Origin of the sequence: Paenibacillus sp. FSL R5-0912 (assembly GCF_000758605.1) — a bacterium.
In the GTDB taxonomy this organism is placed as follows: domain Bacteria; phylum Bacillota; class Bacilli; order Paenibacillales; family Paenibacillaceae; genus Paenibacillus_AQ.
This window is the reverse complement of sequence record NZ_CP009282.1, coordinates 3,063,888-3,081,538: the sequence shown is the minus strand read 5'-3', so window position 1 is coordinate 3,081,538 and position 17,651 is coordinate 3,063,888. Positions and strand designations below refer to the sequence as shown.

General features: G+C 52.0%; 12 protein-coding genes. 3 read left to right on the top strand and 9 right to left on the bottom strand.

Annotation, left to right across the window (positions count from 1 at the left end; translation table 11 throughout):
• Window positions 1-124: 124 nt before the first annotated feature.
• The 9 genes from R50912_RS12725 to R50912_RS12680 form a co-directional block, all read right to left on the bottom strand.
• Entirely contained in the window at window positions 125-805 is a 681-nt protein-coding gene (locus tag R50912_RS12725; protein ID WP_042235257.1) for a hypothetical protein, read from the bottom strand.
• Between the two features lie 818 nt (window positions 806-1,623).
• Complete coding sequence (locus tag R50912_RS12715; protein WP_231637845.1) at window positions 1,624-2,715, bottom strand: endo-1,4-beta-xylanase; 1,092 nt, start codon at window positions 2,713-2,715, stop codon at window positions 1,624-1,626.
• Window positions 2,716-2,966: 251 nt separating this feature from the next.
• Window positions 2,967-5,012: a beta-xylosidase family glycoside hydrolase gene (locus R50912_RS12710; protein ID WP_042235253.1), complete on the bottom strand. Its 2,046-nt coding sequence runs from the start codon at window positions 5,010-5,012 to the stop codon at window positions 2,967-2,969.
• A 29-nt stretch (window positions 5,013-5,041) separates the two neighbouring features.
• Entirely contained in the window at window positions 5,042-6,949 is a 1,908-nt protein-coding gene (locus R50912_RS12705) for a carbohydrate-binding protein (RefSeq protein WP_042235251.1), read from the bottom strand.
• Window positions 6,950-7,190: 241 nt separating this feature from the next.
• On the bottom strand, window positions 7,191-8,231 hold the full coding sequence (locus tag R50912_RS12700; RefSeq protein WP_231637844.1) for an ABC transporter substrate-binding protein: 1,041 nt from the start codon (window positions 8,229-8,231) through the stop codon (window positions 7,191-7,193).
• Window positions 8,232-8,319: 88 nt separating this feature from the next.
• Window positions 8,320-9,288 (bottom strand): galactofuranose ABC transporter, permease protein YjfF, encoded by a 969-nt coding sequence (gene yjfF, locus R50912_RS12695; protein ID WP_042235249.1) that lies wholly within the window; start codon window positions 9,286-9,288, stop codon window positions 8,320-8,322.
• The gene (locus R50912_RS12690; protein ID WP_042235247.1) at window positions 9,278-10,318 is read right to left on the bottom strand and encodes an ABC transporter permease; all 1,041 of its coding nucleotides are present in this window, start codon (window positions 10,316-10,318) and stop codon (window positions 9,278-9,280) included. The genes yjfF and R50912_RS12690 overlap by 11 nt, the downstream gene beginning before the upstream one ends.
• Window positions 10,319-10,325: 7 nt before the next feature.
• Window positions 10,326-11,849: a sugar ABC transporter ATP-binding protein gene (locus tag R50912_RS12685; protein ID WP_231637843.1), complete on the bottom strand. Its 1,524-nt coding sequence runs from the start codon at window positions 11,847-11,849 to the stop codon at window positions 10,326-10,328.
• Window positions 11,850-11,918: 69 nt separating this feature from the next.
• Entirely contained in the window at window positions 11,919-12,956 is a 1,038-nt protein-coding gene (locus R50912_RS12680; protein ID WP_042235243.1) for an ABC transporter substrate-binding protein, read from the bottom strand.
• 267 nt (window positions 12,957-13,223) lie between these two features.
• Here R50912_RS12680 and R50912_RS12675 point away from each other — a divergent pair, with 267 nt between their 5' ends.
• From R50912_RS12675 to R50912_RS12665, 3 genes are read left to right on the top strand one after another with little or no spacing between them, the layout of a single operon-like run.
• On the top strand, window positions 13,224-15,032 hold the full coding sequence (locus R50912_RS12675) for a cache domain-containing sensor histidine kinase (protein WP_231637842.1): 1,809 nt from the start codon (window positions 13,224-13,226) through the stop codon (window positions 15,030-15,032).
• Entirely contained in the window at window positions 15,029-16,624 is a 1,596-nt protein-coding gene (locus tag R50912_RS12670; protein ID WP_042235241.1) for a response regulator transcription factor, read from the top strand. Before R50912_RS12675 ends, R50912_RS12670 begins: the two co-directional genes overlap by 4 nt.
• Entirely contained in the window at window positions 16,624-17,586 is a 963-nt protein-coding gene (locus R50912_RS12665) for a sugar ABC transporter substrate-binding protein (RefSeq protein WP_052416270.1), read from the top strand. The genes R50912_RS12670 and R50912_RS12665 overlap by 1 nt, the downstream gene beginning before the upstream one ends.
• Window positions 17,587-17,651 lie beyond the last annotated feature (65 nt).

Below are 17,651 nucleotides of genomic sequence, written 5' to 3'. Positions count from 1 at the left end.
TATTTGGCCCACGCGCCCACGCTAGCGTCCAATGTGTTCGGTTTTTCGCTTACATTTGGCCTACGCGCCCACGCAGCGTCCAATGTGTTCGGTTTTTCGCTTACATTCCGGGTTGTACTATTCTTCAGACCAAATCCGGGCTTTGAATGGTACCTATATACTCGTAGTATGTAACTCGTGGAGATACCCCTCTCGCTACAGGGCGAAATTTCCCCTTATCCACCAGCATACGGCTGTATTTAATAACTGTCGTATTATGTAGCTCAAGTTCTCTCGCGGCATCACCCGGACGGAGGACACGGTGGTTACGGATGGCTAACCGCATCAGATCTCGTTCAATTCGAGAATAGGATTTGTCTTTTCTTTTATTAGCAGTTCCGGCCGACAAATAAGGAGCCAGAACGTTCCGCATTGTGGAGAGAACAAAAGGCGGATTGTCTTTCATCTCATCCAGCGAGATATAGAGAACCATGTAGTCCTGTGATTGCAGGAAGAGACCGCGATTCAAGTCCATCCGGTATTTGCTCCGGTCCGTGCCATGCGATCCATAATCCATAATCTCAAATGCAATACGCGAGGAACCGACCTTCCACAGTAAATCAATAAAATACGATCTCCCACGCCAGTCCTTAACTTCATATTCCGGATGGAGTCCCTGAAAATATCCAACAAGCGGCCACCACACATATTCCACGAATAAGCGGTTACCGTAGCTATGCCCCCGCTTTAGCGCATCAAGCCGCTCCCCCTTTCTTCGTTTCAAATGATTGCTTAACCAATGGTCATGTTCTTCTGTAAATCCCACTCCAATTCCCCCGCTTTGCAATAAAATTAATCTCTAAACGCACAAAACCCCGCCGCCTTCTTAAAGAGAAGGGAGCGGGGCATTCTTTGCCACGTTTACTGTATCTTTTACTAGTGTGCCACTTTTGGTCAGCGAACGCAAGATGAAGATCACAAAAGACCTTATGGTCCAGCTACACAAGTACAATGTGTTCGGTTTTCCGCTTACATTCCGCTCGAACGACTCCGCACTCCCCAATGTGTTCGGTTTTTCGATTACATTCCGCTCGTACGCCTCCGCACTGCCCAATGTGTTCGGTTTTCCGCTTACATTCCGCTCGAACGACTCCGCACTCCCCAATGTGTTCGGTTTTTCGCTTACATTCCGCCCACACGCCTCTGCACTGCCCAATGTGTTCGGCTTTCCGATTACATTCCGCTCGCACGCCGCTGCACTCCCCAATGTGTTCGGTTTTTCGATTACATTCCGCCCACACGCCTCTGCACTCCCCAATGTGTTCGGTTTTTCGATTACATTCCGCTCGAACGACTCCGCACTCCCCAATGTGTTCGGTTTTTCGCTTACATTCCGCTCGAACGACTCCGCACTCCCCAATGTGCCGGTTTTTCGCTTACATTCCGCTCGCACGCCTCCGCACTCCCCAATGTGTTCGGTTTTTCGCTTACATTCCGCTCGAACGCCTCCGCACTCCCCATCTCACAAAAAAAAGGCTGCTCCCGGCGCGTCTTACCGCGCATGGGGAGCAGCCATATTCACGCATCAGAAACAGCCTTGTTCACACTTTGACAACAGCCCTTATGCTGAAGGCCTGCTTCAGCTTACTCAGCCGGAACGGGTTCCAGCACTGGTTGGAGATCCAGTTGAAGCTCTGGCTCGACCACACTGTCCGTACTGTCCACACTGTCCGTACTCTCCGTAATTTCCTGAGCGTCTGTCGATTCCATAAGAGCCGATGAACCGCCCAGGTATTGCTTCAGCCATTTCAATGCAGGGCGCTCTGTGCCGTTGGAATTCACCAGATGGGTGTTGGCTGCCCAGGTCTGATTCTGGATGTAGCCCCAGAGGGTTACGCCTTTTACCGAAGGATGATTCCAGAGCACCGGGAACTTCTCTTTGTATCTGTTAAGCTGTGTGTTGTCGTCGCCGGTGATATCCAGCTCAGAGACGTAGATAGGCAGGCCTGTCGCGGCCAATTTGCCCAGCACGGTATTCATCGTAGAGACGCTAACTGTATCCATATTGAAATGATGGCACTGAATGCCGATTCCGTCGATCAGTCCTCTGGACTTCAGGTGATTGATAATGGTCACATACTTATCCGTCAAGCTGGGGTCACCGATAATGCCATATTCATTGATGAGCAGCTTGGAATTCGGGAACGCCGCTCGTGCTTGCTGGAAGGACCAGATGACCCAATCCCAGCCGGTGCTTCCGTCACCGCCGATGGCATTGCGGTACGAAGGCTTGGCATGCAGCGGTTCATTGACGACATCCACAAAGGCTGACTTTGCGGAATAACGCTGGCCTGCCTGAGTAATGAATGAGCTGATCTCCGCCTTTTGCTCCGCTGCCGATAAGCCTGCAACCCAGTTAGGCTCCTGGCTTCCCCACACTAGGGTATGGAACTTGAACGGGATGTTCTTGCTAATCGCATAGTTATAGATCATATCCGCATTGCCCCAGTTCATATTATTGCGGTTGCCTTCGACCGCTCCCCATTTGGTGCCATTCTCAGGGGTGACCTGATTCCAGTAGGTGGTGAAGTTCCCGGGAGCACTGCCTGCAATGATATTTCCCAGGAACTTAGGTCCATTGGTAAGTGCTGCGCTGGCGTTGCCTGCCATGACAGAGGTGAGCAGGACACTGGCTAAAGCCAGCCCGCCTACTAGCTTTTTGATGCTGTTCTTCAATTGAATACATCTCCTTTGGATGATTATATAAGACGCACTTAAGTTTTGAACTTGAAGCTTCATCGTCACTACGGTGAACATTTGGACTTCCGGCCGCTGTTGTCTCCAGATTTCTTGATTTAAACCGCTGTTCGTAGGTGAAATCCGGTGACAAAGGCGGTCGCTACCGCTCCTACAGTTCCAAATTTCCCCTCCGCTTCTTTTGCTTTTTGTTTATTTCTTTAGTGCTTCTTATTTAGATTCAAATGCAGCTATTCCAGACGTAAATAATCAAAATCCGCATAACCGCCCGCAGCCTTCGTTGCATAATTGAACAGTGCAAACCGGTAGCCCATGAAGTGGGGCATTGTATAGGACATCTGCAGCGTATTGCCTGCCGACGTCCAGTTGCTGCCGTCAAGGCTGTAGTAGAAATAGGCCTTGTCTGTCTGGTTGGTGTAATCACAGACCACCTTCAGATAGACTCTGTTCTGGCTGAGCGGCACGTTTGCCACTTCAGTCATCGATCCGGAGCCGGCATTAACCATTACAATGGACTTGGAATTGCCGGACCTTTTCACACCCACGAAGCCGTATTTAGCCTGGAATGCAGCCAGACCTGCGTAATCCCCGTCCTTCATACCGCTGGTCTCCAGGGCGGTGACGCCCGTGCTTTTCGGTCCGAACGTCCGCTGGGTCAGCGTGTTTCGGGCATCCAGAATATTTGTGCTTACCTTGCCGGTGGTTAACCGCATGAAGCCGGGACGCTGTGTCAGGGACCACTTGGTGTTGTCGGGATTATGATTCCACTGCCATACCTTGGCAAGCTCCGCTTCTGACGAAGCTGTACCTGCCAACGACACATCGTCCACATAAAAGTTCATCAGGTCATTGGCGGCATCCGGAGCAGAATTGTAAGGGGTTTCAACAAAAATAAAGGTCTGGGACAGATCGGCACCGGCGGGAAGTGTATAGGTTCCCTGGATGGTGCCCCACTCTCCCCGGGTCAATGTGGCAGAGCCCAGAATCGTAATACCGGTATAGCTTGGCCCATTCTGGATATCCAGGTTAAAGGACTTGGTAGCCGGGCCTGTCGTGTATTTAACCTTTGCCGAGAACATATAGACTGTGCCAGCGGTCACCTTCCCGGTGAGATCCTGCTTCAGTCCTGCACCCGTCTGTTGTCTCCCGCTGACCAGTACGCTGCTCGAACCGCTATAACGTTCCGCAGCAGTAACGGCCACCGCTGCCGTATTGTTATTCATCCAAGGGCTGATGTCTGCCGCTTCAAAGCCGCCATTCACAATTAGCTCCGCAGAGGCGGAAGCCGCTGAGAACTCATCGGACGCGTACACCTTCTTCACAGGATAGCCTTCAGCAGGCATATTCAGCGTGCGCGGCGCTTTGCCCCCGCTTCCGAAGACCGGCCAGTTGCCGGACCAGGATACCGGAACCAGATACGGCATCCGTCCAACCGCTCCGCTGTCCCTGAAGAGCATGGCATACCAGGAGCCGGATGGCGTGTCCACGATTCCGCCCTGGGCAATGCCGGAGTCGTTAAGTGATACCTGACCCGTATAGCCACCGGTTAAGCTGGTGGAGCGGTAAGTCAATTGTGTGCGTCCGCTTCCCGAAGGCCAGCAGATCAGAAAGACATAATAATAGCCGTTGATCTTCTGGATATGCGCACCTTCCGCCTTCACAATGAAGCTTGAACCGGCAATATTGCTGGAGCCGGGGATAATAACCTGGTTGATTCCTCCTGACTTGATAGCTTTGGCGTCCGCCGTCAGCTCAATCAGGCTGATATTATCGACACCGTATACCAGGAACACCCGGCCGTTATCGAACAGCAGCGACGCGTCATGATAATAGCTGCCCAGCACAGATGAGATCCATGGACCATTTTCAATATCCGCCGTCTGATAGATATAGGTTTTGCCGGTAGAATTGGACCCAAAGCTCACATAGTAGATACCGTTATTGTATCTGAGGCTGCTTGCCCAGGAACCCTTGCCGTACTCATTCTGTCCGTTGTTCAGATTCTGTGCATCGCCGTTAGCATAGGTATCGTAGACGTAGTTCACGATCTCCCAGTTCACCAGATCATAGGACTTCATGATGGGAACGCCGGGGTTCATGTGCATGGTGGTGCTGGTCATATAATATACGCCGCCTACCCTAATTACATCATTGTCCGGGGCATCGGCATAGATGAACGGATTGGTAAATGTTGCAGCGGCAACCGTCGAAGGATTGAACAGTATGCCTAGCAAGAGCGAAATTGCCAGCAAAAACAGCCCCGTTTTTTTGACCATAGTGCCTGACCTCCTGCCTGCTTGTACGATCATTGGCTCCATTCAATATAGTCCACAAGCACATCCCAGGTTCCATCGTCCGTGGTTACGACCAGCTTGACCTCCTGATTGCCGGTGCCGTGTGCCACATTGGACAGGGTCTGTACGGAAGGTGTAGTCCCGCTGAAGCTGAAGGAGCCGACAGTCACCCCGCCGATCTGCAGATCAACTTTGGCCGTAGCAGAGTTGCTGGAAGCACCCCGGACTGAGACATTATGAGTACCAAAAGCAAAATACTGATTGAACGCAGCCGCGTCATCATTCCCGTATAACGCCACTCCGCTGAACGGGGTAGTGATCTTACCTGCATACGTGCCGCTTAAGCTCATGTCTTCTGCTTCAACCTTACTTCTGGAAGGAGTCGTGGTGCCCCCCTCAGAGAACTGCCAGTAATCCAGATTGAACAGGTTGCCGGAGCCTGATCCGGTGAATACCAGGTAGAGTCTGTGAACTCCTGTCGCATTGGTGACAGAGGTTTCTACCTCCTGCCAGGCTTGCGCTCCTCCTGTAGAAGGGACATTAAGCGTGCCCACTAGCGGTCCGGTTGCGCTGTCCAGCCGGAGTTCGATTTTGCCGCCTGTGGTAGAAGCCACGTTAGCCTTGAAGCTGGTAGCACCGGAACCGAAATCGGCATTGCCGACGGCAACCCAGTCTCCATTGTGAATGCTGGTCACATTCATATTGCTTACAGGGCCGCCCGCAGCCTGAGTAGCTTCAGTAGCAATGCCTGCATTCCAACCGATGGTCTCGGCTTCGACTCTGGTGAACGGATTCAGATTGGCAATCTGGGCAATACCCGCCAGATCTCCCTGAACCTCCTGAATGGTCCCGTTTGCATTATGGACAAGCTTGTTGATATGCGGAGAGCGGTAGCCTTTGCCGTCCCCGAGTACAGCCTTCGCCACGGTCTGGGCATGATACACTACATACCACTGGTTATTGAAGTTAAATACCGCATGGTGGTTGTTGCCGCCTACACCGAAGAAGGTATAAGGATTCTTCAGAAAATGTCCGGTATACGTAAATGGTCCCATCGGACTGCTGCTCACCATGTACCCGATTTCACCTGCCGGATAGGCAGCCGGGTGTGTGCCGGAGAAATTGAAGCAATACGAGTAATAATATTTGCCGCCGTATTTGTGAATTCCCGAATCCTCGAACATATAGGGAGCGTCAATTGTGGATGCGCTTCCAACAATGCTCGTCATATCCGCACCCAGTCTCAGCACACGAGCTGTGCGGGGATTGGCTACAGATGCCGGGTCCGAAGTGTTGGGGATTCCCCCGCCGGCATACAGATATCCGCTGCCGTCATCGTCCACCAGGACAGCCGGATCAAACAGCCAGGTCACGCCGGACATGCCGGGAGTAGACCCTGTCACCAGCGCTTTGCCCAGCGGATCCGACCAGGGGCCAATCGGAGAATTGGCTGTTAACACGCCGATGCCTGATGCACCGTTTGCAAAATACAGGAAAAATTTATCCTGTCCGTTAATTTTTTTCACCGCCGCCGAAGGCGCCCAGGAGAGAGAGGCCCATTTGGCAATGCCGGCGCTGCCGTTGACATTATTGGCTCCGGCCACCGGAATGGCGCCGTGATCTGTCCAGTTCACCATATCCGCCGAGGAGATGACATTGATTTTATTCAAGGCGCTGAAATCATTGTCCTTCACGGTTCCGTTGCTGTTATAAACGTAGGCATCGCTGGACATATAGACATAGACTCTTCCGTTATACGTCAGGGCGAAAGGATCGGCACCCAGCTTGTGATCCATCAGAGGATTGGAATTCCCCGGCTGCTTGGCCGTGGCATTATTTGCAGCAGACACAGACATCATGGGCAGACCGTTTAGGAATAAGACAAGGGTTATTGCAATGACCAAGAGTTTTTTAAACATCGGCATACCTCCATTAAGATTAATTTGTAATCCCTTTCAATCGGCTGCCGCACAAATAACGGTCGCCGGCAGCTCCTCCCCTCTAGGATTCTTTAGATGATTCTACTAATATTTGTTATTCGAGATCATCTTAAACTAATTTCCAGTTTGGAACAATGTAGTTTTTTGTTTGAAAAGTTGAATTTTTTTGGCGTTTTATCTGCATAAAAAAAAGCCGGAGCAAAAGCGCCTGGCTGATTCTTCAATATTTGCGGTTGTCTATCTCCCTACCCGCCAGTTCTTGCGTGTAAATGTCCTCCGGCGTTATCATTCGCTTGGGCAGCGTCCGGCCAGCCATAATCTCATTAACTGCCTGCATCAGCAGGGGGCCCAGCATCGGATTGCATTCGACAACAGCATTAATGCTTCCCGCCGCCATCTGTTCAAATGCCCGCCGTGTGCCGTCCACTGAAACTATTATTATATCGGTGCCCGGTACAATACCGGCCTCTTTCATAGCCTCCACAGCACCAATAGCCATATCATCATTATGGGCAAAGAGCACCTGGGGCCACTTCTCCTTCGGTTGCTGCAAAAAAGTCCTCATTACCTCACGTCCGCCGCTTTGTGTGAAATCTGCCGGTGCAGTCATTGTAATCCGGAGGTTCTGCTTGTCCCCGAGCATCTTCCGGAACCCGCGCCCACGGTCAATCGACGGCGTTGAACCTACGGTACCCTGCAATTCTGCGATATGGATGGCTTCACTATGATGGCGCATCTTATCTATCACATATTTGGCTGCCTTTACCCCTTCTTCATAAAAGTCAGAACCGATAAAAGTGACATAGAGCGAGCTGTTCTTCACGTTGACTGAACGGTCCACAATAATAACCGGAATCCCTGCCTGCCTGATTTCCAGAAGAATCGGTTCCCAGCCGGTCTGAACCACAGGAGCAATCGCTATGACATCAACATCGCTCCGGATAAAGGCACGAATGGCATCGAACTGTTGCTGCTGATCTTGTTCTGCGTTCTTCAGGACAAGGGTGATCCCCGCCTCCCCGGCGGCTTCACGGATCGAAGCGGTATTCGCCTCCCGCCAGGTACTCTCCGATCCAAGCTGGGAGAAGCCCAGCACAATCGGCTTGACCATGGCTCTATCTGCCGGCGGCAGCAAGCCGGTATTCACTGCAGGAGAATGATGAGGCATCATCAATACCTGCGTATTGTTGCCTCCGCCGCCTGAGCAGCCGCCCAGCAGCAGTAACAGTAGGAGAACCAGGCACCCCTTAGCCGTTCTCAACAGGACCCCTCCTTCATATGATAGCGATTACAATTATATAGCAAAAACATGGGGAGACAAGAATTATTTGTCTCCCCAACCAGTCTTCTTATTCTTTTAGAGTCAACCGCCTTGAGCTTAACACCCGTTGCAGGAGGATAAAAATGAACAGCAGCAGGCCAATGACAATTTTGGTCCACCAAGAGCTGAGTGTGCCCTCGAAGCTGATAATGGTCTGAATCACACCTTGGATGAGTACACCGAAGAAGGTCCCCAGCACATAGCCTACACCGCCAGTCAGCAGTGTTCCGCCAATGACAACAGCCGCGATGGTATCCAGCTCAAAGCCAACAGCATGAAGCCCATAACCCGACAGCATATAAAAGGTGAAGACCACCCCTGCAAGCGCCGAGCATAATCCGCTAAGCGTATAGACAAGCACCTTGGTTCTCGCAACCGGAAGCCCCATCAGCAGAGCCGATTGCTCATTGCCCCCAAGCGCATACACGTTGCGGCCAAACCGGGTGTAATGGGCGGTGAAGATCGCCACAGCAACGGCAACAAGAGCAATAACGGCACTGATCGAGAGAAAGCTGCCGCCCGGCAGCGGGATTCTCGTCTGGGCAATGGCTGTGTAGAAGGAATTATCAATGGTAATGGTATCAATGCTGATTACATAACATAAGCCCCGGGCCAGGAACATTCCTGCCAGCGTTACAATGAACGGCTGGATTGTGAAATAATGAATGATCGCTCCCATAATGGTGCCAAACAACGCACCCATCAGAAGCACCAGCGGAATAACAACTGCCGGCGGCCACCCCTGCTGCTGCACCAGGCTTGCGGATACCATGGTCGATAAGGCAATGATAGAGCCGACCGAGAGATCTATGCCGCCTGACAGGATGACAAAGGACATGCCAACGGCCGTGATCAGCAGAAAGGCATTGTCGATGAGCAGATTCATCAGCACCTGCAGGGAGAAGAATCCGGTATACCGGAAGGAACCGGCGGCGAACATGACGAGGAACAGCACAATGGTGACCACAATCGGAATAAACTTGCGGTTAAGAGACATGACGGGTCACTTCCTTCTCTGCGGGATAATGCCGCGACTTCCAGCGGGCGGCCATAGCGGCCCGGAAGGTATCCGATTGAATCAGGCAGACCGCCAGCACGACACAAGCTTTGACGACCAGTGTGATTTCCGGCGGGACGCCGATCATATAGATGGTTGTGGTCAGCGTCTGGATAATCAGCGCACCGATTACGGTACCCGTAAGATAAAAACGTCCGCCGTTCAATGACGTCCCCCCGATGACTACCGCCAGAATAGCGTCGAGCTCATACCAGAGTCCGGCGTTATTGCCGTCGGCGCTGGAAACATTCGAGCTGAGCAATAGTCCGGCAATGCCGGCGCATAAACCGCAGAATACGTACACCGACAGAATAACCCAACGGGCGCGGATACCGGACATGGAGCTGGCGGCCGGATTGCAGCCCACCGATTCTATAAACAGGCCCAGAGCGGTCTTACGGGTAAGCAGCACGGCAATGACCAGGATTAGGGCTACTACAAATATTGAAAATGGCAGCGCAGCAAATGAGCCGGACCCGATATAGGCATACTTCGAGCTGGTTACCGTAATTATCTGTCCGCCTGTAACCAGCTGGGCGATCCCCCGCCCCGCTACCATCAGAATCAGCGTGGCTATAATCGGCTGAATTCCGGCCCCGGAGACGAGCAGACCGTTCCATACGCCAAGCATGAGCGACAAACCTGCTGCCAGCAGCACCGAGGTCAGGATCAGACCCAGGGCATTCTGGTCTGAAGCTTTGCTGATGCTCAGGCAGGCAATGGCGCCGGATATAGCGACAATGGAGCCGACAGACAGGTCGATGCCTTTGGTTGCCACTACCAGTGTCATCCCGATGGCCACCAGGATAAGCGGTGCTCCGAAGTTAAGAATATCAATCAGGCTTCCGTATAAATGTCCGTCATGGACGGTAATTGAGAAGAAGTCCGGCGAATAGCACAGGTTGAACAGCAGCAGTACAGCCAGAACACACAGCGGCCAGAATAAATGATGTTTTACCAGTTGGCTCATGATCGTGTCAGCCTCCCGCAATCGCCTGCATAATTTGCTGCTGGCTCATGTCCTTATCCGAAATTTCCTTCACTTTGCGGCGGTCGCGCAAGATGGCGATCCGGTCGCTGACCCGCAGCACTTCCTCCAGCTCGGAGGAGATGAACAGGAATGACATACCCTGCCGTGAGAGCGTCAGCACCAGCTTTTGAATTTCTGCCTTGGCTCCAATGTCAATGCCCCGTGTCGGCTCATCGAGAATAAACAACTCAGGCTCCGTCAGCAGCCACCGTGCCAGCAGAACCTTCTGCTGATTTCCGCCGCTTAAATTCTTGATCAGCAGGTCGGGATTTGGAGGATTGATATTCAGCATGCGGATATATTCTTCAGCCATCTCCTCCTGCCGCCTGCGTGAAATGGTCTTGAACATGCCGTACTTGGCCTGCAGTGCAAGGATAATATTCTCTCTTACCGACAGATCGCCGATAATCCCCTCTGTCTTGCGGTTCTCCGAACAGAAGGCGATCCGCCGTCCAATGGCTTCCCGTGGCGAATGTACCCCACCTCCTGATTCCGCTAGCGTCAATTGCCCGGAATCCGCTTTGTCGGCACCGAAGAACAGCCGGGCTGCCTCTGTCCGCCCAGATCCGAGAAGTCCTGCCAGCCCTACTACCTCACCCTTGCGGATCGACAGATCGAACGGCTCAATTCCGCCTTTGCGGCCCAGCCCTTCAGCTTTGATCAGCTCATCCCCCAAGGCATCCTTGTATTCTGCTGCCAGACCCGGCAGCTCTTCCAGCAAATTAAGATCCTTACCGATCATTTTTAAGACCAGATCCAGCCGGGATAGCTCCTTAACCCTATATTCACCGACAAGCTCACCACCCCGCAGGATGGTTACCCGGTCGCAGATTTCGTACATCTGATCCAAAAAATGCGTGACAAACAATATCGACAAACCATCCTTTTGCAGCTTCCTCATAATACGGAACAGCTGCTCCACTTCATTCTGATCCAGACTTGAGGTCGGTTCGTCCAGAATCAGTACCTTGGCTGAAATATTCAGCGCTCTGGCGATTGCGATGAGCTGCTGAACCGCTACAGAATACATATGCAAGGGAAGGGTAACGTCAATCTGCAGATTCATCCGTTCCCGAAGCAGCTCCGCAGCGCGCAGATTCATTTCCTTCCATAGAATGCATCCGAATCTTCGCGGCTCTCTGCCAATGAAGATGTTCTCGGCTACTGTCAGATTGGGGCACAGATTGACCTCCTGATAAACCGTGCTGATTCCCGCAGCCTGCGACTCCAGCGGGCTGTGCAGGGAAATGCGCGCACCCTCCATTTCTACCCTGCCCTCATCGATGGAATAGACACCGGTCAACACTTTGATCAGCGTTGACTTGCCTGCACCATTCTCCCCCATCAAGGCATGAACCTCACCAGGGAACAGGCGGAGGTTCACATTAGTTAACGCTATTACACCCGGAAACCTTTTATGAATCCCGGTCATTTGCAGTATGGGCAGCTGCGTGCTCATGGTTGTATCCACTCCTCATTCTCCATAGAAACGCCAAGGCGGTTGTCGGCCGCCTTAGACGCGATCTATTAGGCTTGCTGATTAATATTCACGGCTAGGCAGCGCTTCCTTGGCCTGCTCGGAAGTGAAGGTCGATTCCTCGGTCACAATCCGGGCCTCAACCGCTTGGCCGTCAACTACATTCTGCACCACCTGCATCAGCTGCGGTCCAAGCAGCGGATTGCACTCGACGATAAAGCTGATTTTACCTTCGCTGGCTGCCTGCATTCCGTCCTTCACCGCATCGACAGAGATAATCTTAATGTCCTCGCCCGGCTTCAGCCCTGCCGCCTCAATCGCCTGAATTGCCCCGAGTGCCATATCATCGTTATGGGCGTACAGCACATCAATATCCTTATTGGCCTTCAGGAACGCCTGCATAACTTCCTTACCTTTGGCCCGGGTGAAATCGCCGGTCTGAGAGGCAATGACCTTGAGATGCGGATTGCTCTTGATGACTTCGGCAAACCCTGCCATACGGTCATTGGCTGGAGCAGAGCCTGTGGTTCCCTGTAGCTCTACAATATTAACGTCCTTTGAAGCGTCTTTATACTGATCAGACAGCCACTCACCCGCCTTGCGGCCTTCTTCCACGAAATCGGAGCCGAGGAAAGTAACATACAGCGAGGTGTCTTTGGAATCCACCGCACGGTCGGTCAGAACCACCGGAATTCCTGCAGCCTTTGCCTCTTTAAGTACAGTATCCCAACCGGATTCCACGACCGGGGAGAAGGCAATCACATCCACTTTTTGCTGGATAAAGGAACGGATGGCCTTAATCTGATTCTCCTGCTTCTGCTGCGCATCCGAGAATTTCAGCGTATAGCCCGCTTCCTTGGCTGAATCCTGAATGGACTTCGTATTGGCACTTCGCCAGCCGCTCTCTGCACCCACCTGCGAGAAACCGAGCGTAATGTCCTTGGCCTCCGTCTTGGTTCCGCCATTCGCCGCCGGTGCTTCCGTTGCTGCATTCCCGGCATTCGCCGCCTTGTCCCCCCCATTATTGTTGCCGCATGCTCCAAGCATGACCATAGATAAGGTGAGTGCAAGCACTGCTCCCATTTTCCCGAATCTCTTCATACGTATTTATTCCTCCCCCTCGGCATTCACCAGATTCTGGTGTTCTGCTCATTATAAATCGCTTACAAAAGTCCGTTATACGGGCAGCCTTTGGCGTTTGCTTTCTATTTTTGGCTTTGTTTTGTCCACAGGAGGATTTTGTGTATTTTAATATTTAAAAGGTGTGAATTTTGATTGCGCTTTCTTCTTTGGGTATCGGCATTCCATAATTTGTTATAAACTATATATTGAAGCCAAATCTACTCTATTTGCGAAAGGGAAATTCCGATGATGCGGATCACACACTGGATCTCCTCCAGTCTGAGGGCCAAACTGCTGGCTTTGTTTATTGTGCTGTCCACGATACCGCTGATCGCTGTCGGTCTCATTTCTTACCAGAAATCCTATACTTCCATTTCCAGTCACAGCAAGGCTTCAAGTATGCTTCAGGCTGACATGCTGGGAACGAATATCGATAATCTGTTCAAAGATACCGAGCGGCTGCTGGAGCTCAGCAATAACCCCCAGGTCATCCATTTTCTTTTCTCACAATCTGAAACCTATCAAGAGGCGAAGGAAATTCTGCAGACCTTTACACTCTACCGGGACACCTACAAATATGAGGATGTACTCAATATCAGCCTGATTAATCTGTACGGCAAGGGGATCAGCGAGCGGAGGGGTATCTTTCAATCCAATATTAATCCGCTGCGCAATCCGCATTTCCAGACACTGTCCCAGAACCCCGAGCTTATTCTCCGGATTCCTCCACCCTTGATTTCCGGTTATGACCGGGTTGATGGCTTCACCTATAGGAATCAGGGTGTCATATCGATCATGACAGCTGTCAAGCAGCGGATTACGCATGAGGTGATCGGATTCATCATTGTGGATCTGAACGACTCATTCATTAAGGAATTCTGCGACAAGATGACGATTGGTACAACAGGGTTCTTCTACCTGCTGGATCAGCAGAACAACCCCATCTATGTGCCGCCTGTTCAAGAGGCCGCTGTGACCCTGGTTCAAGAAACAGGATTACCTGCAGGGGAATTAAGCGGGAGCGGAAGCTTTGTGCTTCAGATCGCCGGCCCGCCCTGGTTCATTGTCCATACCTCCTCCCTTTCGACAGGCTGGAAGATTATCGGCATGGCCCCGCTGCAGGAGATCGTTGCCGAAGCCAACCGGATCAGGCAGCTGATTATAGTCAGCGTCGGCTTAAGCATCATTTTCGCCATAACGCTTAATTATCTGCTTACGCGGCGGCTGACCCGGCCCATTCAGCTTCTGCAGCACAAGATGCGCCTGACGGCAAGCGGCTACCTGGAAGCCAAGGTCAAACCGGACGGCAATGATGAAATTGCCGATCTGGGACAAAGCTTTAACATTATGGTTGAGCAGATCAAAGCGCTGCTGGAGCAGAGCATCCGCAAGCAGCAGCAGCTGCAAAAGGCGGAGCTGCGGACGCTGCAGGCACAGATCAATCCACATTTTTTATACAACACACTGGATTCCATTGTATGGATGGCTGAAGCGGGTAATAACGATGGTGTCATCCGGATTGTGAAAGCGCTATCCGGGTTCTTCCGGCTTAGCCTGAATAAAGGGCGCGACTGGGTACTGATCCGCTCTGAGCTCGCCCATGCGCAAAGCTACCTGATCATCCAGCAGATGCGTTACCGTGACATTCTGGAGTTCAAGATTGAGGTTGCGGAGGAGTTGCAGGAATACCCGATTCTGAATATGACGCTGCAGCCTTTGATAGAGAATGCCCTCTATCACGGAATCAAAAACAAAAGAGGCAAAGGGCTCATCAGCATTGGCGGACATACGGACGCGAACTCCATCCTTCTCACAGTCGCCGACAACGGAATTGGCATTCCCGGAGAACGGCTGGCGCAGCTCAGAGAATCTATCGAGCATCCCATTCAATCGGAGGATACGGATACTACTCAGAACGGATTCGGTCTGCAGAATGTACATCAGCGGCTACAGCTGTATTTCGGGGAGGAGTATGGAATCCGCTTGGACAGTTCAGAAGGTTATGGTACACAAATTACAGTTCGCATACCCAAGAACAGGGGGACCCTAAGATGAAAAAGGTTATGCTGGTGGATGATGAGATCCTGATCCGTGAAAGTATACGGGAATCCGTAGAATGGGAGAAGGAAGGCTTTATCTTTTGCGGTGACGCCCCCGACGGCGAGCTTGCACTTCCGGTCATCGAAGAACAGCTCCCCGACATCCTCATTACCGACATCAAAATGCCTTTTATGAACGGGCTGGAGCTGAGCTCTGTCGTCCGGCAAAAGTTCCCGAAGATCAAAATCATTATTCTAAGCGGTCATGATGACTTCCAATATGCCAGGGCGGCGCTACGGCTTGGGGTTGAGGATTATTGTCTGAAGCCGTTCAGCTCTGCGGATCTTCTGCAGCTGCTCCATAGTGTCAGCTCCAGGATTGATGAAGAATTTCGGATGAAACAAAAACAAGCCTATACCCCCGAGAATCTGTTCGCTGATCTGTGCGGAGGACTGATCAGTCCCGCTGCCGCCATCGAATCGGCGGAACAGCTGGATCTGCTGCTTATGGCCCCTTACTATGCAACTGCCATATTTACGTTAAACCCATCGGATATCGATGTAGGAACGGGCTGCCCATGCGCGCCGCAGGATGCCGAAGCGCTGTTCGCAGGCCTGCTGAAGGAGCTGGCAGAAGGCTTCATCTATAAACGCAGCCGCACTGAAACTGTACTGATCTATAAAGGCAGTAATCCGGCCCAAATGAGCCGTACCCTGGAAGAGATCTGCGGGACTTGGAAGCAGAAGCTGAGAGCGGCTTGCGGCCTGGAGCTGTCCGTCAGTCTGGGTGATGTCCGGGAACGGCTGCAGGGCATTCATCTCTCCTATCTGGATGCCGAGGATGACCGGATGTTCAAGAAGATGTCCAGACTGAATTCAGCAGCGTTGCTTGATGCTTACTTCGATCCATCCGCTAGCGGCATCCTGCTTGACCGGAACCGGCTGATCCAGTTTCTGAAGCTGGGAGACCACAAGCAGGTTCCCGCATTTCTGCTGGAGCTCTCTGCGGAGCTCCAGCAGATGAATTGGCTGTCCGTGTACGCCTATTACCTGATGAATGACATTACCCTGGAGCTGGTACAGACGGCTAAAAAATGTTTTCGTGCGGCCCCAAATCCTGCCGAGCTCATCAAGGAATTCCAGGCGCAGCTGAAGCATATTTCCAATACAGATGAAGGTCTACACTATTTGAACAGGCTATTCGAGCGGCTATGGGAGTGGAGATCCGAGGGAGCAGATAAATATCGTGAGCTGATTGACAAAGTTAAGCATTATATCAGTGAGCATTATGACAAAGAACAGCTCTCCCTTAACGACATCTCCAGTCAGGTCAGGGTCAGTCCCAGCCATCTGAGCAAGACCTTCAGCCAGGCGACCGGACAGACGATCACTGAATTCCTGACGGCCACACGCATGGATAAAGCCAAAGAGCTGCTGAAGTCAACGGGACATAAAACGTTTGAGATTGCGTTTAGCGTGGGCTACAACGATCAGCATTACTTCTCCAATCTGTTCAAGAAAGTAACGGGGATGACGCCTATGGAATATCGCAAGCACGGAAATTCCGGGGATCAGCTTCAGCCTATCCGTAAAGGGGCGGGGAATTAGTGACTTCTTCCAGAATGCGGAACCGGCATGTCTTTATCCTGCTGCTGGCAGCAGGCTTGATCCTTGGCGGCTGCTCCCGTTCCTCCGGAGTCACGAATACACCTTCGGAGGAAGCCCTGGACTCTCCATCAAGTCAGAACGGGGAGCCGCCGCTGACTTTCGGTATTATCTACCCCATGGTGAATGACACCTACGAAATGATAACCGAGAATGCAGAAGCTGTGGCAAAAAAGAATAATGTAGAGCTGCTGGTTCAAGCGCCTGATGAAGCCAATCTGGAGCAGCAGGTCCGGATTATGGAGATGATGATCAAGCGGGGCGTAGACGGAATCGCCATTGCCCCGGCGGATTCCCTGGCGCTTACCAGCGTTATTAACAAAGCGGTATCCCGGGGGATTCCCGTTGTTTGTTTTGAGTCGGATTCGCCTGCCAGCAGCAGAGAAGCCTTTATCGGGGCTGATAATAGAGCAACCGGCGCTACTATTGGACAGACTGTGGAACGCTTGCTTGGCGGAAAAGGGATGATTCTGGTGGAGTCTGGAATGTCCCGCATGCTGGGCACTCAAGAACGGCTGCGCGGGTTGGAGGACTATTTGGCGGAGCATAGCGAGATCGATGTACTGGAAATCCGTCATAATGACGGCAGTGAGGACATCGCAGCGTTGCAGCTGGAGCAAATGATATCGGCCCATCCCCATTTCAGCGCTTTGGTCAGTCTGGATTTCGTGTCCAGCTCAAGCTCTGTCCTGGTCTGGAAAGCCAAAGGCCTGACGCGCTATAATATCGCTCTGGGCCTCACACCTTCGTTGAAGCAGGCGATGGACAACGGGCAGATTACGCGGGTGATTTCACAGAACGAGCAGAATTGGGGAGAGGACATCATCAACACTCTGCTGCTAAGGGCCAAAGGAATAGCTGTAGCCAAATGGATCAACACGGAAATTACGATCATCGGGGAATAGACCTGTCCGTAATGTAGCTGATAGGATACTAACCTTGGATTTATCCCTTTGCGCTTCACATTCAG